At 66.6% G+C, this 15,330-nt stretch carries 13 protein-coding genes and 1 rRNA gene; 6 read left to right on the top strand and 8 right to left on the bottom strand.

Annotated features, from left to right (window positions below; all coding sequences use genetic code 11):
* Window positions 1–14 precede the first annotated feature (14 nt).
* The 4 genes from ACQCSZ_RS21955 to rpmB all read right to left on the bottom strand — a co-directional run bounded on the left by ACQCSZ_RS21955 (window position 15) and on the right by rpmB (window position 2,926).
* Window positions 15–1,539, bottom strand: a 16S ribosomal RNA gene (locus tag ACQCSZ_RS21955).
* Between the two features lie 673 nt (window positions 1,540–2,212).
* Complete coding sequence (gene rpsN, locus ACQCSZ_RS21950) at window positions 2,213–2,518, bottom strand: 30S ribosomal protein S14 (protein ID WP_211882643.1); 306 nt, start codon at window positions 2,516–2,518, stop codon at window positions 2,213–2,215.
* 4 nt (window positions 2,519–2,522) lie between these two features.
* Window positions 2,523–2,690 (bottom strand): 50S ribosomal protein L33, encoded by a 168-nt coding sequence (gene rpmG, locus ACQCSZ_RS21945; RefSeq protein ID WP_078026306.1) that lies wholly within the window; start codon window positions 2,688–2,690, stop codon window positions 2,523–2,525.
* A complete protein-coding gene (gene rpmB, locus ACQCSZ_RS21940; protein ID WP_011693744.1) occupies window positions 2,690–2,926 on the bottom strand; it encodes a 50S ribosomal protein L28 in 237 nt (78 codons plus the stop codon). Before rpmB ends, rpmG begins: the two co-directional genes overlap by 1 nt.
* Window positions 2,927–3,412: 486 nt before the next feature.
* Here rpmB and ACQCSZ_RS21935 point away from each other — a divergent pair, with 486 nt between their 5' ends.
* From ACQCSZ_RS21935 to ACQCSZ_RS21925, 3 genes are read left to right on the top strand one after another with little or no spacing between them, the layout of a single operon-like run.
* Complete coding sequence (locus tag ACQCSZ_RS21935; RefSeq protein WP_427005725.1) at window positions 3,413–4,855, top strand: ferredoxin reductase family protein; 1,443 nt, start codon at window positions 3,413–3,415, stop codon at window positions 4,853–4,855.
* The gene (locus tag ACQCSZ_RS21930; RefSeq protein WP_427005724.1) at window positions 4,852–5,343 is read left to right on the top strand and encodes an FMN-binding protein; all 492 of its coding nucleotides are present in this window, start codon (window positions 4,852–4,854) and stop codon (window positions 5,341–5,343) included. Before ACQCSZ_RS21935 ends, ACQCSZ_RS21930 begins: the two co-directional genes overlap by 4 nt.
* Before the next feature lie 54 nt (window positions 5,344–5,397).
* The gene (locus tag ACQCSZ_RS21925; protein WP_427008418.1) at window positions 5,398–6,192 is read left to right on the top strand and encodes an FAD:protein FMN transferase; all 795 of its coding nucleotides are present in this window, start codon (window positions 5,398–5,400) and stop codon (window positions 6,190–6,192) included.
* Window positions 6,193–6,198: 6 nt separating this feature from the next.
* On the opposite strand, the gene ACQCSZ_RS21920 is transcribed toward ACQCSZ_RS21925, so the two are convergent.
* Together ACQCSZ_RS21920 and ACQCSZ_RS21915 are read right to left on the bottom strand one after the other, a co-directional pair.
* Window positions 6,199–6,960: an SGNH/GDSL hydrolase family protein gene (locus tag ACQCSZ_RS21920; RefSeq protein WP_427005723.1), complete on the bottom strand. Its 762-nt coding sequence runs from the start codon at window positions 6,958–6,960 to the stop codon at window positions 6,199–6,201.
* 150 nt (window positions 6,961–7,110) lie between these two features.
* Window positions 7,111–7,590, bottom strand: coding sequence for a MarR family winged helix-turn-helix transcriptional regulator (locus ACQCSZ_RS21915; RefSeq protein WP_427005722.1), 480 nt, complete (start codon window positions 7,588–7,590; stop codon window positions 7,111–7,113).
* Between the two features lie 113 nt (window positions 7,591–7,703).
* Between ACQCSZ_RS21915 and ACQCSZ_RS21910 the strand changes: the two genes are divergently transcribed.
* A complete protein-coding gene (locus ACQCSZ_RS21910; RefSeq protein WP_427005721.1) occupies window positions 7,704–7,991 on the top strand; it encodes a YciI family protein in 288 nt (95 codons plus the stop codon).
* 63 nt (window positions 7,992–8,054) lie between these two features.
* Here the strand turns inward: ACQCSZ_RS21910 and ACQCSZ_RS21905 are convergent, their stop codons facing one another.
* Window positions 8,055–8,879, bottom strand: a complete 825-nt coding sequence (locus tag ACQCSZ_RS21905; RefSeq protein WP_427005720.1) for an SGNH/GDSL hydrolase family protein — start codon at window positions 8,877–8,879, stop codon at window positions 8,055–8,057.
* Window positions 8,880–9,170: 291 nt separating this feature from the next.
* Here ACQCSZ_RS21905 and ACQCSZ_RS21900 point away from each other — a divergent pair, with 291 nt between their 5' ends.
* Together ACQCSZ_RS21900 and ACQCSZ_RS21895 are read left to right on the top strand one after the other, a co-directional pair.
* A complete protein-coding gene (locus tag ACQCSZ_RS21900; protein ID WP_427005719.1) occupies window positions 9,171–11,123 on the top strand; it encodes an MFS transporter in 1,953 nt (650 codons plus the stop codon).
* Entirely contained in the window at window positions 11,120–11,686 is a 567-nt protein-coding gene (locus ACQCSZ_RS21895) for a TetR family transcriptional regulator (RefSeq protein WP_427005718.1), read from the top strand. Before ACQCSZ_RS21900 ends, ACQCSZ_RS21895 begins: the two co-directional genes overlap by 4 nt.
* A 108-nt stretch (window positions 11,687–11,794) precedes the next feature.
* Here the strand turns inward: ACQCSZ_RS21895 and ACQCSZ_RS21890 are convergent, their stop codons facing one another.
* Entirely contained in the window at window positions 11,795–15,289 is a 3,495-nt protein-coding gene (locus tag ACQCSZ_RS21890) for an ATP-binding protein (RefSeq protein ID WP_427005717.1), read from the bottom strand.
* Between the last annotated feature and the right edge of the window lie 41 nt (window positions 15,290–15,330).

The raw sequence follows: 15,330 nt of genomic DNA, 5'->3' as shown, positions 1-15,330 counted from the left end.
CAGGTGCTCCTTAGAAAGGAGGTGATCCAGCCGCACCTTCCGGTACGGCTACCTTGTTACGACTTAGTCCCAATCGCCGGTCCCACCTTCGACAGCTCCCTCCCACAAGGGGTTAGGCCACCGGCTTCGGGTGTTACCAACTTTCGTGACTTGACGGGCGGTGTGTACAAGGCCCGGGAACGTATTCACCGCAGCGTTGCTGATCTGCGATTACTAGCGACTCCGACTTCATGGGGTCGAGTTGCAGACCCCAATCCGAACTGAGACCGGCTTTTTGGGATTAGCTCCACCTCACAGTATCGCAACCCTTTGTACCGGCCATTGTAGCATGCGTGAAGCCCAAGACATAAGGGGCATGATGATTTGACGTCGTCCCCACCTTCCTCCGAGTTGACCCCGGCAGTCTCCCATGAGTCCCCGCCATTACGCGCTGGCAACATGGAACGAGGGTTGCGCTCGTTGCGGGACTTAACCCAACATCTCACGACACGAGCTGACGACAACCATGCACCACCTGTGAACCGGCCGCAAGCGGGGCACCTGTCTCCAGGTGTTTCCGGTCCATGTCAAGCCTTGGTAAGGTTCTTCGCGTTGCATCGAATTAATCCGCATGCTCCGCCGCTTGTGCGGGCCCCCGTCAATTCCTTTGAGTTTTAGCCTTGCGGCCGTACTCCCCAGGCGGGGCACTTAATGCGTTAGCTACGGTACGGAGAACGTGGAATGTCCCCCACACCTAGTGCCCAACGTTTACGGCATGGACTACCAGGGTATCTAATCCTGTTCGCTCCCCATGCTTTCGCTCCTCAGCGTCAGTTAATGCCCAGAGACCTGCCTTCGCCATCGGTGTTCCTCCTGATATCTGCGCATTTCACCGCTACACCAGGAATTCCAGTCTCCCCTACATCACTCTAGTCTGCCCGTACCCACCGCAGATCCGGGGTTGAGCCCCGGACTTTCACGGCAGACGCGACAAACCGCCTACGAGCTCTTTACGCCCAATAATTCCGGATAACGCTTGCGCCCTACGTATTACCGCGGCTGCTGGCACGTAGTTAGCCGGCGCTTCTTCTGCAGGTACCGTCACTTTCGCTTCTTCCCTACTGAAAGAGGTTTACAACCCGAAGGCCGTCATCCCTCACGCGGCGTCGCTGCATCAGGCTTGCGCCATTGTGCAATATTCCCCACTGCTGCCTCCCGTAGGAGTCTGGGCCGTGTCTCAGTCCCAGTGTGGCCGGTCACCCTCTCAGGCCGGCTACCCGTCGTCGCCTTGGTGAGCCATTACCTCACCAACAAGCTGATAGGCCGCGAGTCCATCCAAAACCACAATAAAGCTTTCCACCCCCCACCATGCGGTGAGAGGTCATATCCGGTATTAGACCCGGTTTCCCAGGCTTATCCCAGAGTTAAGGGCAGGTTACTCACGTGTTACTCACCCGTTCGCCACTAATCACCGGTGCAAGCACCGGATCATCGTTCGACTTGCATGTGTTAAGCACGCCGCCAGCGTTCATCCTGAGCCAGGATCAAACTCTCCGTTGAAGTAAAACAAAAACAGACACAACCACAGGCCCACGGGAAAACGCGGACCCAGGCTGCACAAAATTTGAAACCGGCTGTAAAAACCAGACCACACCACGGGGTGGCGGGCCCGGCAAAACAACCAATCCATCATACAATAAATTGGTATCAACAAACTTGGCACACTATTGAGTTCTCAAACAACAGACACACCCGGCACCACCACAACCATCACGGTCGCGGCTCGCTCCGGAGCAACTTCCCAAACTTACCCGATCCCGCGAAACTTTGCAAACCAGCGTCTCCGCGATTTCCAGTTCCACGAGGGGATCCCCACCCGGTTCCGGCACACACAAAGTGCGCCATATTCCAGGCTGTTCATCAAGGGGGTCGGTCGCTATCTTTCCGCATCAGCGGCGGCGACTCGAATTACTTTACACGGCACCAGGACCAAGCACAAATCCACCCCAGGGGCGGCTGGGATCCGCGGCAATCCGCCGCAAAAGGGGCCATTTGGCGCAGAACCGGGGCGTCGGCGTCGTAATTGCAGCCTGTGCGGTGCATCACCTGGAGGAGACCAGCAAAGCACGTAGGGCTGCTGGCGGGAGCCGCCCGGATGCAAGTTAAAGCAAAGAAGGGCCGGCAACAAACGGTTGCCGGCCCTTCTCAAGCCACTGGCTTCAGGGGCGCTGAATTACCAGGAAGACTTCGTGATGCCCGGGAGCTCACCGCGGTGAGCCATGTCGCGGAAGCGAACACGGGAGATGCCGAACTTCTGGAAGGTGCCGCGGGGACGGCCGTCGATGATGTCGCGGTTACGCAGACGGACGGGCGATGCGTTGCGGGGCAGCTTCTGCAGGCCGAGGCGTGCGGCTTCGCGCACTTCATCGGTTGACTTGGGGTCAACCAGAGCCTTCTTCAGCTCGAGGCGCTTTGCAGCATAACGCTCGACGATGACTTTACGCTGTTCGTTCTTAGCGATCATTGACTTCTTAGCCATGTGTTTAGCGCTCCTCTCGGAATTCGACGTGCTTGCGGATTTTGGGGTCGTACTTCTTCAGAACCATGCGGTCCGGATCGTTACGACGGTTCTTGCGCGTCACGTAGGTGTAACCCGTGCCCGCGGTCGACTTCAGCTTGATGATCGGACGTACGTCCTTGTCCTTTGCCACTAGAGCTTCACTCCTCGTGCCAGGATGGCGGCGACAACTACGTCGATGCCACGTACGTCGATGGTCTTGATGCCACGAGCAGAGACCTGCAGCGTGACGTTACGGCGCAGGGACGGAACCCAGTAGCGCTTCTTCTGGATGTTCGGGTCGAACCGGCGCTTGTTGCGGCGGTGCGAGTGCGAAATGCTGTGTCCAAAGCCCGGCTCGGCTCCGGTCACCTGGCAGTGTGCTGCCATGACGACTCTCCTCAAAATAAATGAAACGGATGGCGGAGTTCCCGCCCAACCGTGCGGCAGGCAGCGTCCGCATCCAGCTCCCGCCCACATGATTACGCCGCCGTGGACCAGACCAAAAAATTCCGGCTGGTTCCTCAGTGCGGCGAAGATTATGGGCCCACGGGCACCAGGCTGTGGCGATCAAAGGAAAGCCACTGCGAAGTACCGGGATGCTGGGCGAATACAGGAGTGCGCGCAACTTGAGCCCCTAACTACCGGCCATCGGAACCGTCGATTTCTCAGACAGATCCCGCCAACCGGAGCAATTGCACACGCTCCGCGCCACCTAGCGCCTACCAAGTCTACGAGCCAGGCGAATTAAAGACCAATCCTGCGTTGTGGGGAGCGGTCCCCGGTGTATAAGGGCCGGCCGCGCTCAGCGGATGTCATATCCCCGCCGAAGCGTTTTCACAGCCAAATGATAGGCGGCGGGTGGACTCTGGAGGCATGAACACACCACTCCTGGCGGCCCGGCCCGCGGTTCCGCGCCGCTCCCCCGGCGCCGCGAATCCGTTCAGGGGCCAGCATCGACGGCGGTTGCTGACCGCGGACCTGCTGACAGTATTCTTCTGGGCGTCACTGGCCCTCGCCGTCGCGTTGTGGCTGGCCGACGGCGGCGCAGCGGGATTCTCGACCCTGGCCGGGTCCTTCACTGCCCTGGGCATCACCGCCGGCCTGGCCGGCATGGACCTCGTGTTGTGCATGCTGCTGCTGGCAGCCCGCATCCCGGTCGTCGACCGCACCATGGGACACGACCGCGCCCTTGAGGTCCACCGCAAACTCGGTAAACCGGCCCTCTACCTCCTGCTCGCCCACGCGGTCCTGATCGCGATCGGCTACGGGATGGCCGAGGGGCTCGATCCTGTCAGCGAACTGGTCGCGCTGTGGGTCCTCGTTCCGGACATGTGGCTGGCCGTCGTCTCGATCGGCCTGTTCATCGCCGTCGTGGTCACCTCCCTGGTGGCCGTCCGTCGTCGTTTCCCCTACGAGTTCTGGTACGCCGTCCACCTGCTGACCTACGCCGCCGTCCTGGCCGCGCTGCCCCACCAGTTCAGCGTCGGTGCGCTCTTTGCCGAGGGCACCTGGCAGCGCTGGTACTGGCTGGCCCTGTGCATCGCCACCGGGGCCGCGCTGCTGTACTGCCGGGTGGCGCAACCCCTGCTGGCAACGTTCCGGCACCAGCTGACCGTCAGCCGGGTGGTACCGGTGGCGCCCGGCGTCGTCAGTATCGAAATGTCCGGACTGCACCTGGACCGGCTGGCCGGCAGCGGCGGCCGGTTCTTCATCTGGCGGTTCCTCGCTCCGGGCCTCTGGTGGCATCCCCACCCGTTCAGCCTCTCGGCAGAGCCCGTGACGTTCGACGCCGGCGGTCGGGGTTCGCTGCGGGTTACGGTCCGCAACCTGGGCCGGGGCTCGGCGCAGCTTGCTTCGCTGAAGCGCGGGACGAAGGTTGCGGTGGAAGGCCCCTATGGGCTGTTCAGCACGGCGGCCCGCAGCCGGAACCAGGTGGTCATGATCGGGGCCGGCATCGGTATCACCCCCATCCGCGCCCTGCTGGAGAGCACGCCGTTCCAGCCGGGGAACGCCACCGTGATCCTCCGCGGACACGGCGAAGCCGAGCTCTATTTGGGCGCGGAAATCCTGGAACTCTGCAGGCGCAGGGGCGCCACGCTCTTCCACCTGACCGGGTCCCGGCCGGCCGGTGTCCAGACCTGGCTGCCGGAAAGCGCGTCCCGCGCGGGACACCGGCTGGCGAGCTACGCCCCGCAGGTGGCCGACGCGGACGTGTACATCTGCGGACCCGCAGCCTGGGCCCGGAGCGTCCTCCACGACGCCCGCACTGCCGGCGTCCGCGAGGACCAACTCCACTGCGAAAGGTTCGACTGGTGAGGGCACGCTCAGCAGTCGCAGCGGCGCTGGCTTCCGCGGGCATTCTCCTGGCGGGCTGGCAGGCAGGCGTCCGCGTCGAAGACACCGGAAGCGGCGCCGTCGGGACGTCGTCCGGGGCGGACGGCACCGCCGGGTCTTCCGGCTCCAGCGGCTCTTCCGCTGCCTCGGGCGCCTCCGGTTCCTCCAGCCCCTCCGGTGCCGCCGCAAAGGCGGGCGGAACCTACGCCGGCGCGGTGGTCCAGACGCGCTTCGGCGCCGTCCAGGTGCAGATCACGGTGAAGGCCGGCGCGATCACCGACGTCACGGCGCTCCAGCTCACCGACGCGGAGCGCAAGTCCATCCAGATCAGCAACCGGGCCGCTCCCCTGCTGCGGGCCGAGGTCCTCACGGCCCAGTCCGCCAAGGTGCAGACCATCAGCGGGGCCACCGTGACCAGTGCAGCGTACCTGACCTCGCTCCAGGCGGCCCTTGATGCAGCAAACCTCTGAGCCCAGGGGGCCGGCGTGAACAGTTCCGGCCTGAAAACCAGGACCTTCGGCTGCATGGGCACGGTCATCAGCCTGACCGTTCCGGCAGGAACTGAGCCGGGAACTGTCGGGCCCGACGGCGGACTCGCGGCGGCCGCCGCCGCCGTCGAACGCGTGTTTGCCGGCCTGGACGGGATCTTCAGCCTGTACCGCCGCGATTCGGAGGCCAGCAGGGTGGCCCGGGGCGAAATGTCGCTCCGCGCGGCCTCAACCCAGATGCGCGGCCGCTACGCGGACGCGGTCGGCTGGCGCCTGCTGACGGAGGGAGCCTTCTCCCCGGAGCGGCCCGACGGCGTCCTGGACCTTTCCGGACTCATCAAGGGTTACGCGATCGAACAGGCGGGCGACGCGCTGCTCACCCTGGGCATCGGGGACTGGTGCCTGAACGCCGGGGGCGATGTGCTCGTGAACGGCTCGCCCCGACCCTCGACGGGGGCACCATGGCAGGCGGGGATCGTTGATCCGCAGGACCGTGACACGCTGATTGCCGGTTGCCCCCTGGGCGGACCCGGCACGAAGCGCGCCCTGGCGACCTCGGGCTCCGCGGAACGTGGCGAGCACATCTGGGGCGCCCGCAGCTGGGGCGCCCGCAGCTGGACAGGGCCCGCGGGCGCCGGGTTCCGCCAGGTGTCGGTCGCTGCGCCGGATATCATCACCGCCGATGTACTGGCGACGGCGATCGTGGCCGGCGGGACACCGATGCTGGACCGGGCCACCGACGGGTGGGAGATCGAGGTGCTCGCCGTCCGTGGCAGCTGCGAACTGCTGGCGACGCCGGGTTTCCGGGCTAAGTCGCTTAGAGGTGCGTGAGCTGGCTCAGAGGTGCGTGAGCTGGCCGTACCGCGGCGCCAGGCCGTCGCCCGAGGACTTCCCCGTGACCCGCCGGACCACCCACGGCGCGGCGAATTCCCGGACCCAGCGGGCGTTCGCGCGGATTGCTGCGGCCCGGCTCGGCTCCGGCACCGGTGTCATCGGCGGGACGTCGATCGAGTGGTCGTGTGCCAGGACAGCCAGGACGCGTTTGGCCATGTTCGCGTGGCCGGCGGGGGACATGTGCATCCGGTCCGTGGCCCACATGCCCCAGTCGTGGTATTCGCTGAATCGCCAGTAGTCCACCAACAGCGCTCCGTGGTCCCCGGCGATGCCGCGGACCAGCTCGTTGTAGATGGCGGTCCGGCCGCGCGTGGTGCTGAAAAGCTTGGAGCCCCGGGAGTCGAAGCCGGTGAACATCACCACGGTGGCGCCGGTGGCCGTCAGCTTGCGGATGCCGGCATCGTATTCCACCAGCAGGTCATCGATATTGATCCTGGGCCGGAGGATGTCATTGGCGCCGGCGTAGATGCTCACGAGCGTGGGTTTGAGTTCGACGGCGGCGCCGAGCTGCTCGGCCATGATCTGGCGGAGCTTCCTGCCGCGGATGGCGAGGTTCGCGTACCCGAACCCCGGGTCGGCGGCGCCGAGCTGCTCGGCCACCCGGTCCGCCCAGCCCCGGACGCCGTTGGGGCGCCCGGCGTCGTCGTCGCCGACGCCTTCCGCGAAGGAGTCTCCAAGGGCCACATAGCGGGAGGTGAAATCCATGGATCCAGTCTGCCAGCAGTTGCCGCGGGCAACAAAGCCGGCCCCGGCGAACCCAACTGGGTCGCAGTTGTTGTCGTTCTGAGCGCTCAAAACGGCAACAACTGCGAGCTACTTGGGCGGTCTACCTGGGCGTGCGCCGGCCCGGCGGAATCAGTTGTCCCGCAGGATCCAGTGGTCGTCATCCAGGCGGCCCACGATCTTCTCGCCGATCCGGGCCAGGTCCGCGACGTCCGCCGGGCTGAGGGCGTCGAGGAACAGCGAACGGACCGCCTCGACATGCCCGGGGGCGAGCTCCTCGATGGTGGCCATTCCGGCGTCGGTGAGGTGCGCCGTGGTGACGCGGGCGTCGCCCGGGTGCGGCTGGCGTTCCAGCCAGCCACGGTTCTGCAGCTTGGTGACCACATGGGAGAGCCTGGAGAGGGAGGCGCTGGTGCGCGCGGCGAGTTCACTCAGCGGCAGGAACCGGCCCTCGGCCTCGGAAAGCATCGCCAGGACGTTGTAGTCGAACAGGGAGAGCTTGCCCGCGGAATGAAGCTGGGAGTCCAGCGCAGCCGGCAGCAGGGTATTGATGCTCAGCTGGGCCAGCCAGGCTCGGCGTTCGTCGGCATTGAGCCAGCGCGGTTCGGTCATGGCTCCATTCTAGACGAAGCTTGACATTTCAACCTCTCGGATGCGGGGACCGCTCCGGGGCTCCCCAAAAAACTTCCTCCCTGCGCGCAGCAGGCTCCGGGTAGGCTGACCGTATGTACGTCGTCTCCCTGACTTATAAGGTGCCCGAAGAGATCGTGGACTTCCACCTCCCCGCGCACGTCATCTGGCTGCAGGACGCCTTCGACGAGGGCGTTTTCATGGTCGCCGGGCGCAAGATCCCCCGCACCGGAGCGCTGCTGCTCTCCAACGCGGAACGGGACATCCTCGACACCGCCCTGTCCAAGGACCCTTTCTACGTCAACGGAGTGGCCGATTTCGAGGTCATGGAGTTCCACGCCAACCGGGTTGCCGCCGGCTACGAAAACCTGATGGACAGCTGAAGCCTGGGCCCGATTCCGCAGCGCTCCTGAGCCCGGCCGCCCGCGGTCCGGTCCGGCCGGCGCTCACTCCGGAAGCAGCTTCTTCAGGCCGCCCTTGCGCGGAACCCTGACGGGTTCGGGCCAGCGCGGCCCAAGTTGGTCCCCCAGGGTGACGCCGCGGAGCTTGCGCCCGAAGAGCGGCAGCACCCAGTCCCGGATCCAGCGGCGCTGCCGGCGCTCCCACTCCCGGAGGCCCAGCTTGGCTGGCGGCTCCCAGTCCTTCGACTTGATCTTGTGCGGCACGCCAAGATGGTCCAGGACCTGCCCGGCGAGGTACTTGTGGCCCGCCTTGGACATGTGCAGCCGGTCCGAATCCCACATCCGCGGGTCGTAGAAGGCGTCAAAGCACCAGTAGTCCACGAGCACTGCCTCGTACCGGGCGGCCACCTCGCGGACGCGCCGGTTGTAGACGGCGTTTCGTTTCTTCAAGGGTTCCAGCAGCGGTGAGACGCGGACATCGAATCCGGTGAACAGCACCACCGTGGCCCCGCTGGCGGCGAGCCGGGCGACGAGGAACTCGTAGTCCTTCAGGAGTGCCTGGATGTCGGTACCGAGATCCAGGATGTCGTTCCCACCCGCGTACAGCGTGATCAGCGCGGGCTCCATGGCGAGCGCCGGTTCCAGTTGTTCGGCGATAATGTGGCGCAGCCTCTTGCTGCGGATCGCAAGGTTGGCATACTCCCAGCCCGGCTCCGCCTTGGCCAGCCTTTCCGCGACCCGGTCCGCCCAGCCCCGCACCCCGTTCGGCAGCCTCCTGCTCCGGTCCCCGACACCCTCGGTAAACGAATCCCCCAGGGCAACGAAGACCCGCCGTCCGCCAGGCTCCGGGAGCAAAGGATTGTCGGCCATCCCAACAAGCTACCCAACCCAAACGGCCGGCAGGGAACACCGGGGTTAACAGTTGAGAACGGCGGGTGAGCGGCCGCGGCGCCCAAGCCGGTGCCGGAGGTGAGGGAGCGTCGGAATCAAACCCGCCGGACGTGAGGGAGCGTCGGTGCCGGCCGGCGCCGTGACCGAACAAACACGCGCTTGCCTTGCCCTGCAGGGGTGAACGATGGTTCACTCAAGAGAGAGTAAACGCGCGTTCACCCTTTGGGCTGCGCCCGCCGCCCCACCCACCGCATGCCAGAAGGCCCCGCCATGTCACGTCCCACGTCCCGCACCCCGTCCCCGGGGCTCATTACCGCCGTCCTGGCTCTCAGCGGCACGGTGGTGGCGCTGATGCAGACCCTTGTGGTGCCACTCCTCCCCGATTTTCCTGGGATTCTGGGAGTCACCGCCGACGACGCGTCGTGGCTGGTCACGGCGACGTTGCTGTCCAGCGCGGTGGCCACGCCGATCGTTTCCCGCAGCGCCGATATGTACGGCAAACAGAAGATGATGGTGGTCTGCATGGCCATCATGGTGGTGGGCTCCATCGTGGCGGCCGTCGGCGGAAGCTTTCTTTGGCTGATCATCGGGCGGGCCATGCAGGGCTTCGCCTCGGCCCTGATCCCGGTGGGAATCAGCATCATGCGCGATGAATTGCCCAAGGAGAAAATGGGTTCGGCGGTGGCGCTGATGAGCGCCACGCTGGGCATCGGCAGCGCCCTGGGGCTGCCGATGGCCGGGATACTTTACGAAGGCCTGGGCTGGGAATCGATCTTCTGGGTCTCGGCAGGTGCCGGCACATTGCTGTTGCTGGCCGTGATCCTGGTGGTGCCAGAATCAAAGGTCCGGACTCCCGGCCGGTTCGACTACACCGGCGCCGTGGTGCTCTCTGCGGCCTTGGCTGCACTGCTCCTGGCCATCTCCAAGGGGGGATCCTGGGGCTGGGGCTCCGAGCCGGTGCTGCTGCTTTTCCTTGCCGCCGCGCTGCTCCTGGCTGTCTGGGTTCCTTATGAGCTCAAGGCCGGGCAGCCGATGGTGGATCTCCGCACCTCCTCCCGCCGGCCGGTGCTGCTGACCAACCTGGCCTCCCTGCTGATCGGTTTTGCCATGTTCGCCAACATGCTCCTGACCACCCAGCAACTCCAACTGCCCACGTCCACCGGCTACGGATTCCAGCTGAACGTCATCACGGCCGGCCTGTGCATGGTCCCGTCAGGGCTGGCCATGGTGGTGTTCGCGCCGGTCTCCGGTGGCATCATCAAGCGCTTCGGCGGGAAGGCTGCCCTCATCGCCGGGGCGGCAGTCATGGTTGCGGGATACGTCGGGCGGGTCTTCTTCTGGGACTCCATCGCCTGGGTCATCATCGGTTCCACCGTCGTCAGCATCGGCACAGCCATTGCGTACGCTGCCATGCCGACGCTGATCATGGGCGCCGTGCCGATTACGGAAACGGCCTCCGCCAATGGGCTCAACAGCCTGGTGCGGTCCATCGGAACCTCGACGTCGAGCGCTGCCGTCGCCGCCGTCCTCACCTCCGTCACCGTGACCGTCGGAGCCGCGAAGCTCCCGTCCTTCCAGGCATTCCAGGACGTCTTCTGGATGGCGACGCTCGCGTCCGCGGCATCGATCGCTGCCGCTGTCTTCATTCCCGCGGTGGTGGCGGGCCGGAAGGCTGCTATTCCGTCGGCCGTCGCCGGCGAGCTCGTCGTGCAGGGCCGCGTGCTGGCCGGCGACCACCGCCCGGCGACTCCCGCCGTCGTCTCCGTGCTGCAGACCAGCGGCGAAGCCGTGGACTGGAGCCGGGTGGACAGCGAGGGAAACTATTCGGTGGCGCTGCCCGGCGCCGGCACGTATCTGATGGTGGCCAACGCAGCGGGCTGGGCACCCATGGCGGAAGTGTTCGACTTCGATGGCCGCACCCTGGCGCAGAACTTCCACCTGAACGACCGGCTGGAACTCGGCGGCCTGGCCAGCGCGGCCGGCACACCGCTCCCGGGCGCCGTCGTGACACTGCTGCAGGCCTCCGGCGAACACGTGGCCACCACCAGGACGGACAGCCAGGGCAGGTATTCGCTGCCGCTGCCCGCCGCCGGCCGCTACATTGTCACCATGCTCCATCCCGTGACCCATCAGGCGATGGCGCGGAAGCTGGCCGTGGACAACCGCTCGGTGAACGCCAATCTGGAGCTGGACATGCCCACCGGCCAGCTGGTGGACGCATGAGCGGCCCCAGCCACGCGATCCCGTCCAGCCGCGACGCCGTCCTGGACTCTGCCGGAAAGCTGTTCGGAGCGCGCGGTTACCGTGCCGTGACGGTGCGTGACATTGCGTCCGACGCCGGAGTCTCTGCCGCTCTGGTGATGAAGCTGTACGGCTCGAAAGAGAAGCTTTTCGCAGCCGTCCAGCCGGACGAATCGCTCCTGAATGAGCTGCAGGTACCGGCATCGGAGCTCGGCGCAACCCTGGTTTTCCGCGTACTCATGCGGCGCGAGCGCGGCCTCAAGGAGCCCTGGGCGATGCTGCCGTTCAGCATCCAGGATTCCCCCGCGCCGGAAGCCGCCCGCACGGAAACGCGTGACCGCTACCTCGCCAGCATCGCCGGCCTGATCGGGGACACGACGCCGGACCGGCGTTACGCCGCCATCGTGGTGGCGCTGATGATGGGCTTCGGCGAAGCGGTGCGGACCCTTGGCCTGTTCGGCGGCTGGGACTTCGACGAGCTCGTGGCCCGCTACGGGGCGATCGTCCAGGCCCAGATCGACGCCTGCGCTGCCGCCTGCCGGTAGGCAAGCAGGACTGGGCGGCTCCGCGACTGGCAACGCGGGGTCACATACGGCCCATCCCGGTGGGGAATATGGGCCTTAAGTGACCCCGCGTTGGAGTAGACCGGACGGTCAGCGGAGGACGATGTCCACCGGGTTGGCCTCCGAACGCCAGGTTCCCCCGGACCCCGGACGCGGCCCGATCACGGGGGCCGTCAGGACGCCGGAGCGGTTGGTGCGCTTGTCCCGCAGGATCTCCGTGACCGATCCGAGGTGCCGCGAGAGGTCGATCACGTTTTCCGGCGCGGCCAGGAGCAGCTGGAACCCGAACTCGTGCAGCGCCTTGATCCCGGCGCCCGCGAACTCCTCCGAGGCCAGCACGAAGGCCTCGTCCATCATCACCGTGCCGTAGGTGGTGAACCCCTGCTCCGCGATGCCCAGCTGGTAGCTCAGCGCCGCGGCCATGATGAACGCCGTGAACCGCTGCCGCTCGCCGCCGGACATCGAGCCGGTATCCGCGTGCATGAAGACGTCCGTCTTTTTTCCGCCGCGGGGCCCCGGCACTTCGCGGTGCTCCTTGCACTGGATGAACAGGTGCCCGCGGACGTCCAGCACGTCGGCACGCCAGCGCCGGTCCTCGGGGGTCTGCGAGCCGAGCCGTTTCACGAGCGTTTCGAGCGACTTGTAGCGGTTGGTGAGCTCGGCGTCGTCGTCGATGTCCGCCCCGGAAGCGGAAACGGACGCGGAAACGGCCGCCCTCCCCGGCCGGGTGTGGCGGACCCTGAGCGCGTTCGCGATGGCGTCCTTGAACTGCTTGGCGGTGGCCGGCAGGGTCTGCTTGATGTCCAGTTCCAGGAAGCTGCCCTCGTGGAAGTTGACCTCGGACAGGATGCCGTTCAGCGGCAGGATCCGGCTCGTGATGGAGCGGCGTTCCTCATCGAGCAGGTGCAGCAGGGTGCTGAAGGATTCGTGCGTGCGCTGGTTGAAGAACTGCCGGAACTCGGCCTCCTGCGCGGGCAGCCCGTCACTGACGATCGCGTGGTAGCGGGATTCGAACTCCCCCGCCGCGCCGATCGAGGTGCCGTGGTCCGCGGAGATCGCCGTGCCCCACTCGCGCACGAAGCCCTCGAAGATCCGCGTCAGGCGTTCGGCGGTGGCCTGTCCGCGGGATTCCGCCGCGTGCAGTTCGGCGAGGAGCCGGGTCCGCACCTGGTTCGCCAGATTGTCGAGTTCGTAAATCTCCAGGAGGTCGCCGGCGCCGGCGAAGTACGGTTCCAGCGCGGCGGCAGTGGAGTCCGACGGCGGCGACTGCTCCAGGCGGGCGCGCGCGGCGTCCAGACGAGAATCGGCAGCCGTCAGCTGCGCATCGAGGGCCTTGTACTCGCTCTGCAGCACGGCGGCGGCCTCGGTGCTGGACTGGTGCTGGTGCCGGGCGGCCTCGATGCTGGCGCGCAGGGGCTCGAGGTCGGCCTGCGCGGCGAGGGCATCCTTGAGCCGCTGTTCGATCTTCGCGAGCCCGTCCTCGGCCACGGCGGCCGAGACTTGTTCCCAGGGGCGGTGGTCATCCGCCACCCGCCGCAGGGCCTCGAGCTGCCGGGTCATGCCCTGGTGCGATTCCTCCCGGCTCTGCGCGAGTTCCGCGGCCTTGACGAGCTCCCGCTGCAACTCCCCGACCTGTGCCGCCACGAGTTCCAGCTTGGCGGCGTTGTCGAAGCCAAGGACGTAGTCCTGGCGGGACGTGAAGCGGTCGTCCTTCTCCACGGTGTGGCGGTTGCGCTTGATCACGCCGCCCAGGCTCAGGCCCTTGTCCAGCCCGGCCAGCTCGTCCGGATTCTCCACGCAGGGGAAGGCGAAGTCGAGGGCAATCCGTTCCCGGACCCACGTGCTGGCCGCCGCCAGCGCGGCGGCGTGGGGAGCGGAGTGGGGAGCCGCATCGGTGAGGAAACTCAGCTTGGTCAGCAGATCGCCGTCGGCCACGTCCTCCACGGCCAGCGCGCCGCCGGAAAGCGGCTTGGACACGTCCACCGCGCGGAGGGCGCCCCGGACGGAGTGGTCATTGAGGTAGCGGGTGACGGCGGCAAAATGCTCGCCGGGAACCAGCAGCGTCGTGGCGAGGCTCCGCAGGGCGCGCTCGGCGGCCGGCCGCCACCGTTCCTGGCCCTCGGCGAGGTCGATCAGCTCGCCGCCGAACGGCATCCGTTCCTCGGGGACGCCGGTCGCTGCGGCGATGGCGCTGCGGTTTTCAATGCTCGACGGCGGCAGCAGGGACTTGCGCGTCTTGAGCGAGACGAGCTCCTGCTGGGCCGCGGCGAGTTCGCGCTTCCTGGCCGCGTGACCGTCGAACGCCTCGAAGCGCAGCTCCTTGAGCGCCTCCGAGTCGTCCTGCAGCTCGGCCGAGCGCGCCGCGGCATGCTCATGGGCCTGCTCCCAGCCGGCCGCCGACCACTGAAGTTCCAGGCCGGCGTCGGAGAGGGCCTTGCGGGCCGATTCCTGGACCTGCTGCCGGAGCCTGAGCCCCACCCGGGCGTTCTCCAGCGACTGCTCGATCGCGGAGATCGCGTTGCCGCCCTGGTTGTTGTAGTCCGCCTCCAGCTGGCGCAGCTCCTTGGCCAGTCCGTCGCGGACGCCGCGCTCGGCGCCGAGGTCCTTGGCTTTCGCCTGCGCGAGCCCGCGGCAGCGTTCCAGGGTCTTCTCATGGACGGCGACGGCGAGCTGCTGCCGGTAGGCCTCGAATTCCTCCCCCGCGAGGTCCCGCAGCCGGTTCGCCTCCAGCAGCGAGCGGGCATAGTCACCGTTCAGTCCGGGGACCGGAGCCAGCTGGTCGCGCTGCTGCCGCACGTCCTCCAGGCGCTGCCGGATGGACATGAGGTTGCTGAATTCCTCCACGACGTCGTCCGCGGCGGCCAGCGTGGCCGGGGGGTCCAGGACCTGGTCACGGAAGAAGTTGTTGACGCTGCCGCCCAGGCCCTTGCCGGCCTGGATCACGCGCAGCAGCGGAAGGGCCTGGTCCGAGTTGATGCCGAGCAGGCGCCGGAAGCGTTCGGCGAAGGCCTTGTGGACGTCGAAGATCTGGGCGTCCGGGAAGATCGCGTCGAGCGCGGACCGGGTGAACCGCTTCTCCGCGATGCCCTCAAGCAGTTCGAGATCCAGCGGCTTGTTGTCGACCAGGTAAAACCGGCCGACGCTTGACTCCGTGCCGTTCTTGGGCAGGTCGAACAGCGCCGAGACCGTCACCCTGGTGCCCGCGGCGTTGTCGAAGGTCAGTGCGACGGCGGACCAGGTGGCGCCGGGACGCTGGAAGGCACTGGCCGAGCCCTCGCCGACCGCCTTGTCCCCCACCTTGCCGCGCATGTAAGTGAACGTGGTCCGCTTGTCCTCCACGGCGCCGCCGGCACGCTGGGCCGCGGCCTCGTTGGAGCGCGGCCGGGCGTCGAAGACCCGCAGCATCGCATCGAACAGCGTGGACTTGCCGACCCCGGAATTGCCGGTCAGCAGGGTGCCGCTGCGGTCCACGTGCATCGTGTGGGCGCCATGGAACGTGCCCCAGTTGACCACCTGGACGAGGGCCAGGCGCATCTGGCCGGGGTTCGTTAGCTCGCCGATCGGGAGCATGGTTGCGATGCTCACTTGGCGTCCTCCGGCTCCGTGGTTGCGTTGGACGACGACGG

Source organism: Pseudarthrobacter sp. H2 (assembly GCF_050157045.1).
In the GTDB taxonomy this organism is placed as follows: domain Bacteria; phylum Actinomycetota; class Actinomycetes; order Actinomycetales; family Micrococcaceae; genus Arthrobacter.
Note: the sequence above shows the minus strand (reverse complement) of the source record. Positions and strands in the feature narration are given on the sequence as shown.

What these genes read in the sequence shown, in the direction of transcription:
- ACQCSZ_RS21935 (WP_427005725.1), top strand. Translation starts at nt 3,413, where the DNA reads ATGAACACACCACTCCTGGCGGCCCGGCCCGCGGTTCCGCGCCGCTCC.
- rpsN (WP_211882643.1), bottom strand. Translation starts at nt 2,518, where the DNA reads ATGGCTAAGAAGTCAATGATCGCTAAGAACGAACAGCGTAAAGTCATC.
- ACQCSZ_RS21920 (WP_427005723.1), bottom strand. Translation starts at nt 6,960, where the DNA reads ATGGATTTCACCTCCCGCTATGTGGCCCTTGGAGACTCCTTCGCGGAA.
- ACQCSZ_RS21910 (WP_427005721.1), top strand. Translation starts at nt 7,704, where the DNA reads ATGTACGTCGTCTCCCTGACTTATAAGGTGCCCGAAGAGATCGTGGAC.
- ACQCSZ_RS21925 (WP_427008418.1), top strand. Translation starts at nt 5,398, where the DNA reads ATGGGCACGGTCATCAGCCTGACCGTTCCGGCAGGAACTGAGCCGGGA.
- ACQCSZ_RS21905 (WP_427005720.1), bottom strand. Translation starts at nt 8,879, where the DNA reads ATGGCCGACAATCCTTTGCTCCCGGAGCCTGGCGGACGGCGGGTCTTC.
- ACQCSZ_RS21895 (WP_427005718.1), top strand. Translation starts at nt 11,120, where the DNA reads ATGAGCGGCCCCAGCCACGCGATCCCGTCCAGCCGCGACGCCGTCCTG.
- ACQCSZ_RS21900 (WP_427005719.1), top strand. Translation starts at nt 9,171, where the DNA reads ATGTCACGTCCCACGTCCCGCACCCCGTCCCCGGGGCTCATTACCGCC.
- rpmB (WP_011693744.1), bottom strand. Translation starts at nt 2,926, where the DNA reads ATGGCAGCACACTGCCAGGTGACCGGAGCCGAGCCGGGCTTTGGACAC.
- ACQCSZ_RS21915 (WP_427005722.1), bottom strand. Translation starts at nt 7,590, where the DNA reads ATGACCGAACCGCGCTGGCTCAATGCCGACGAACGCCGAGCCTGGCTG.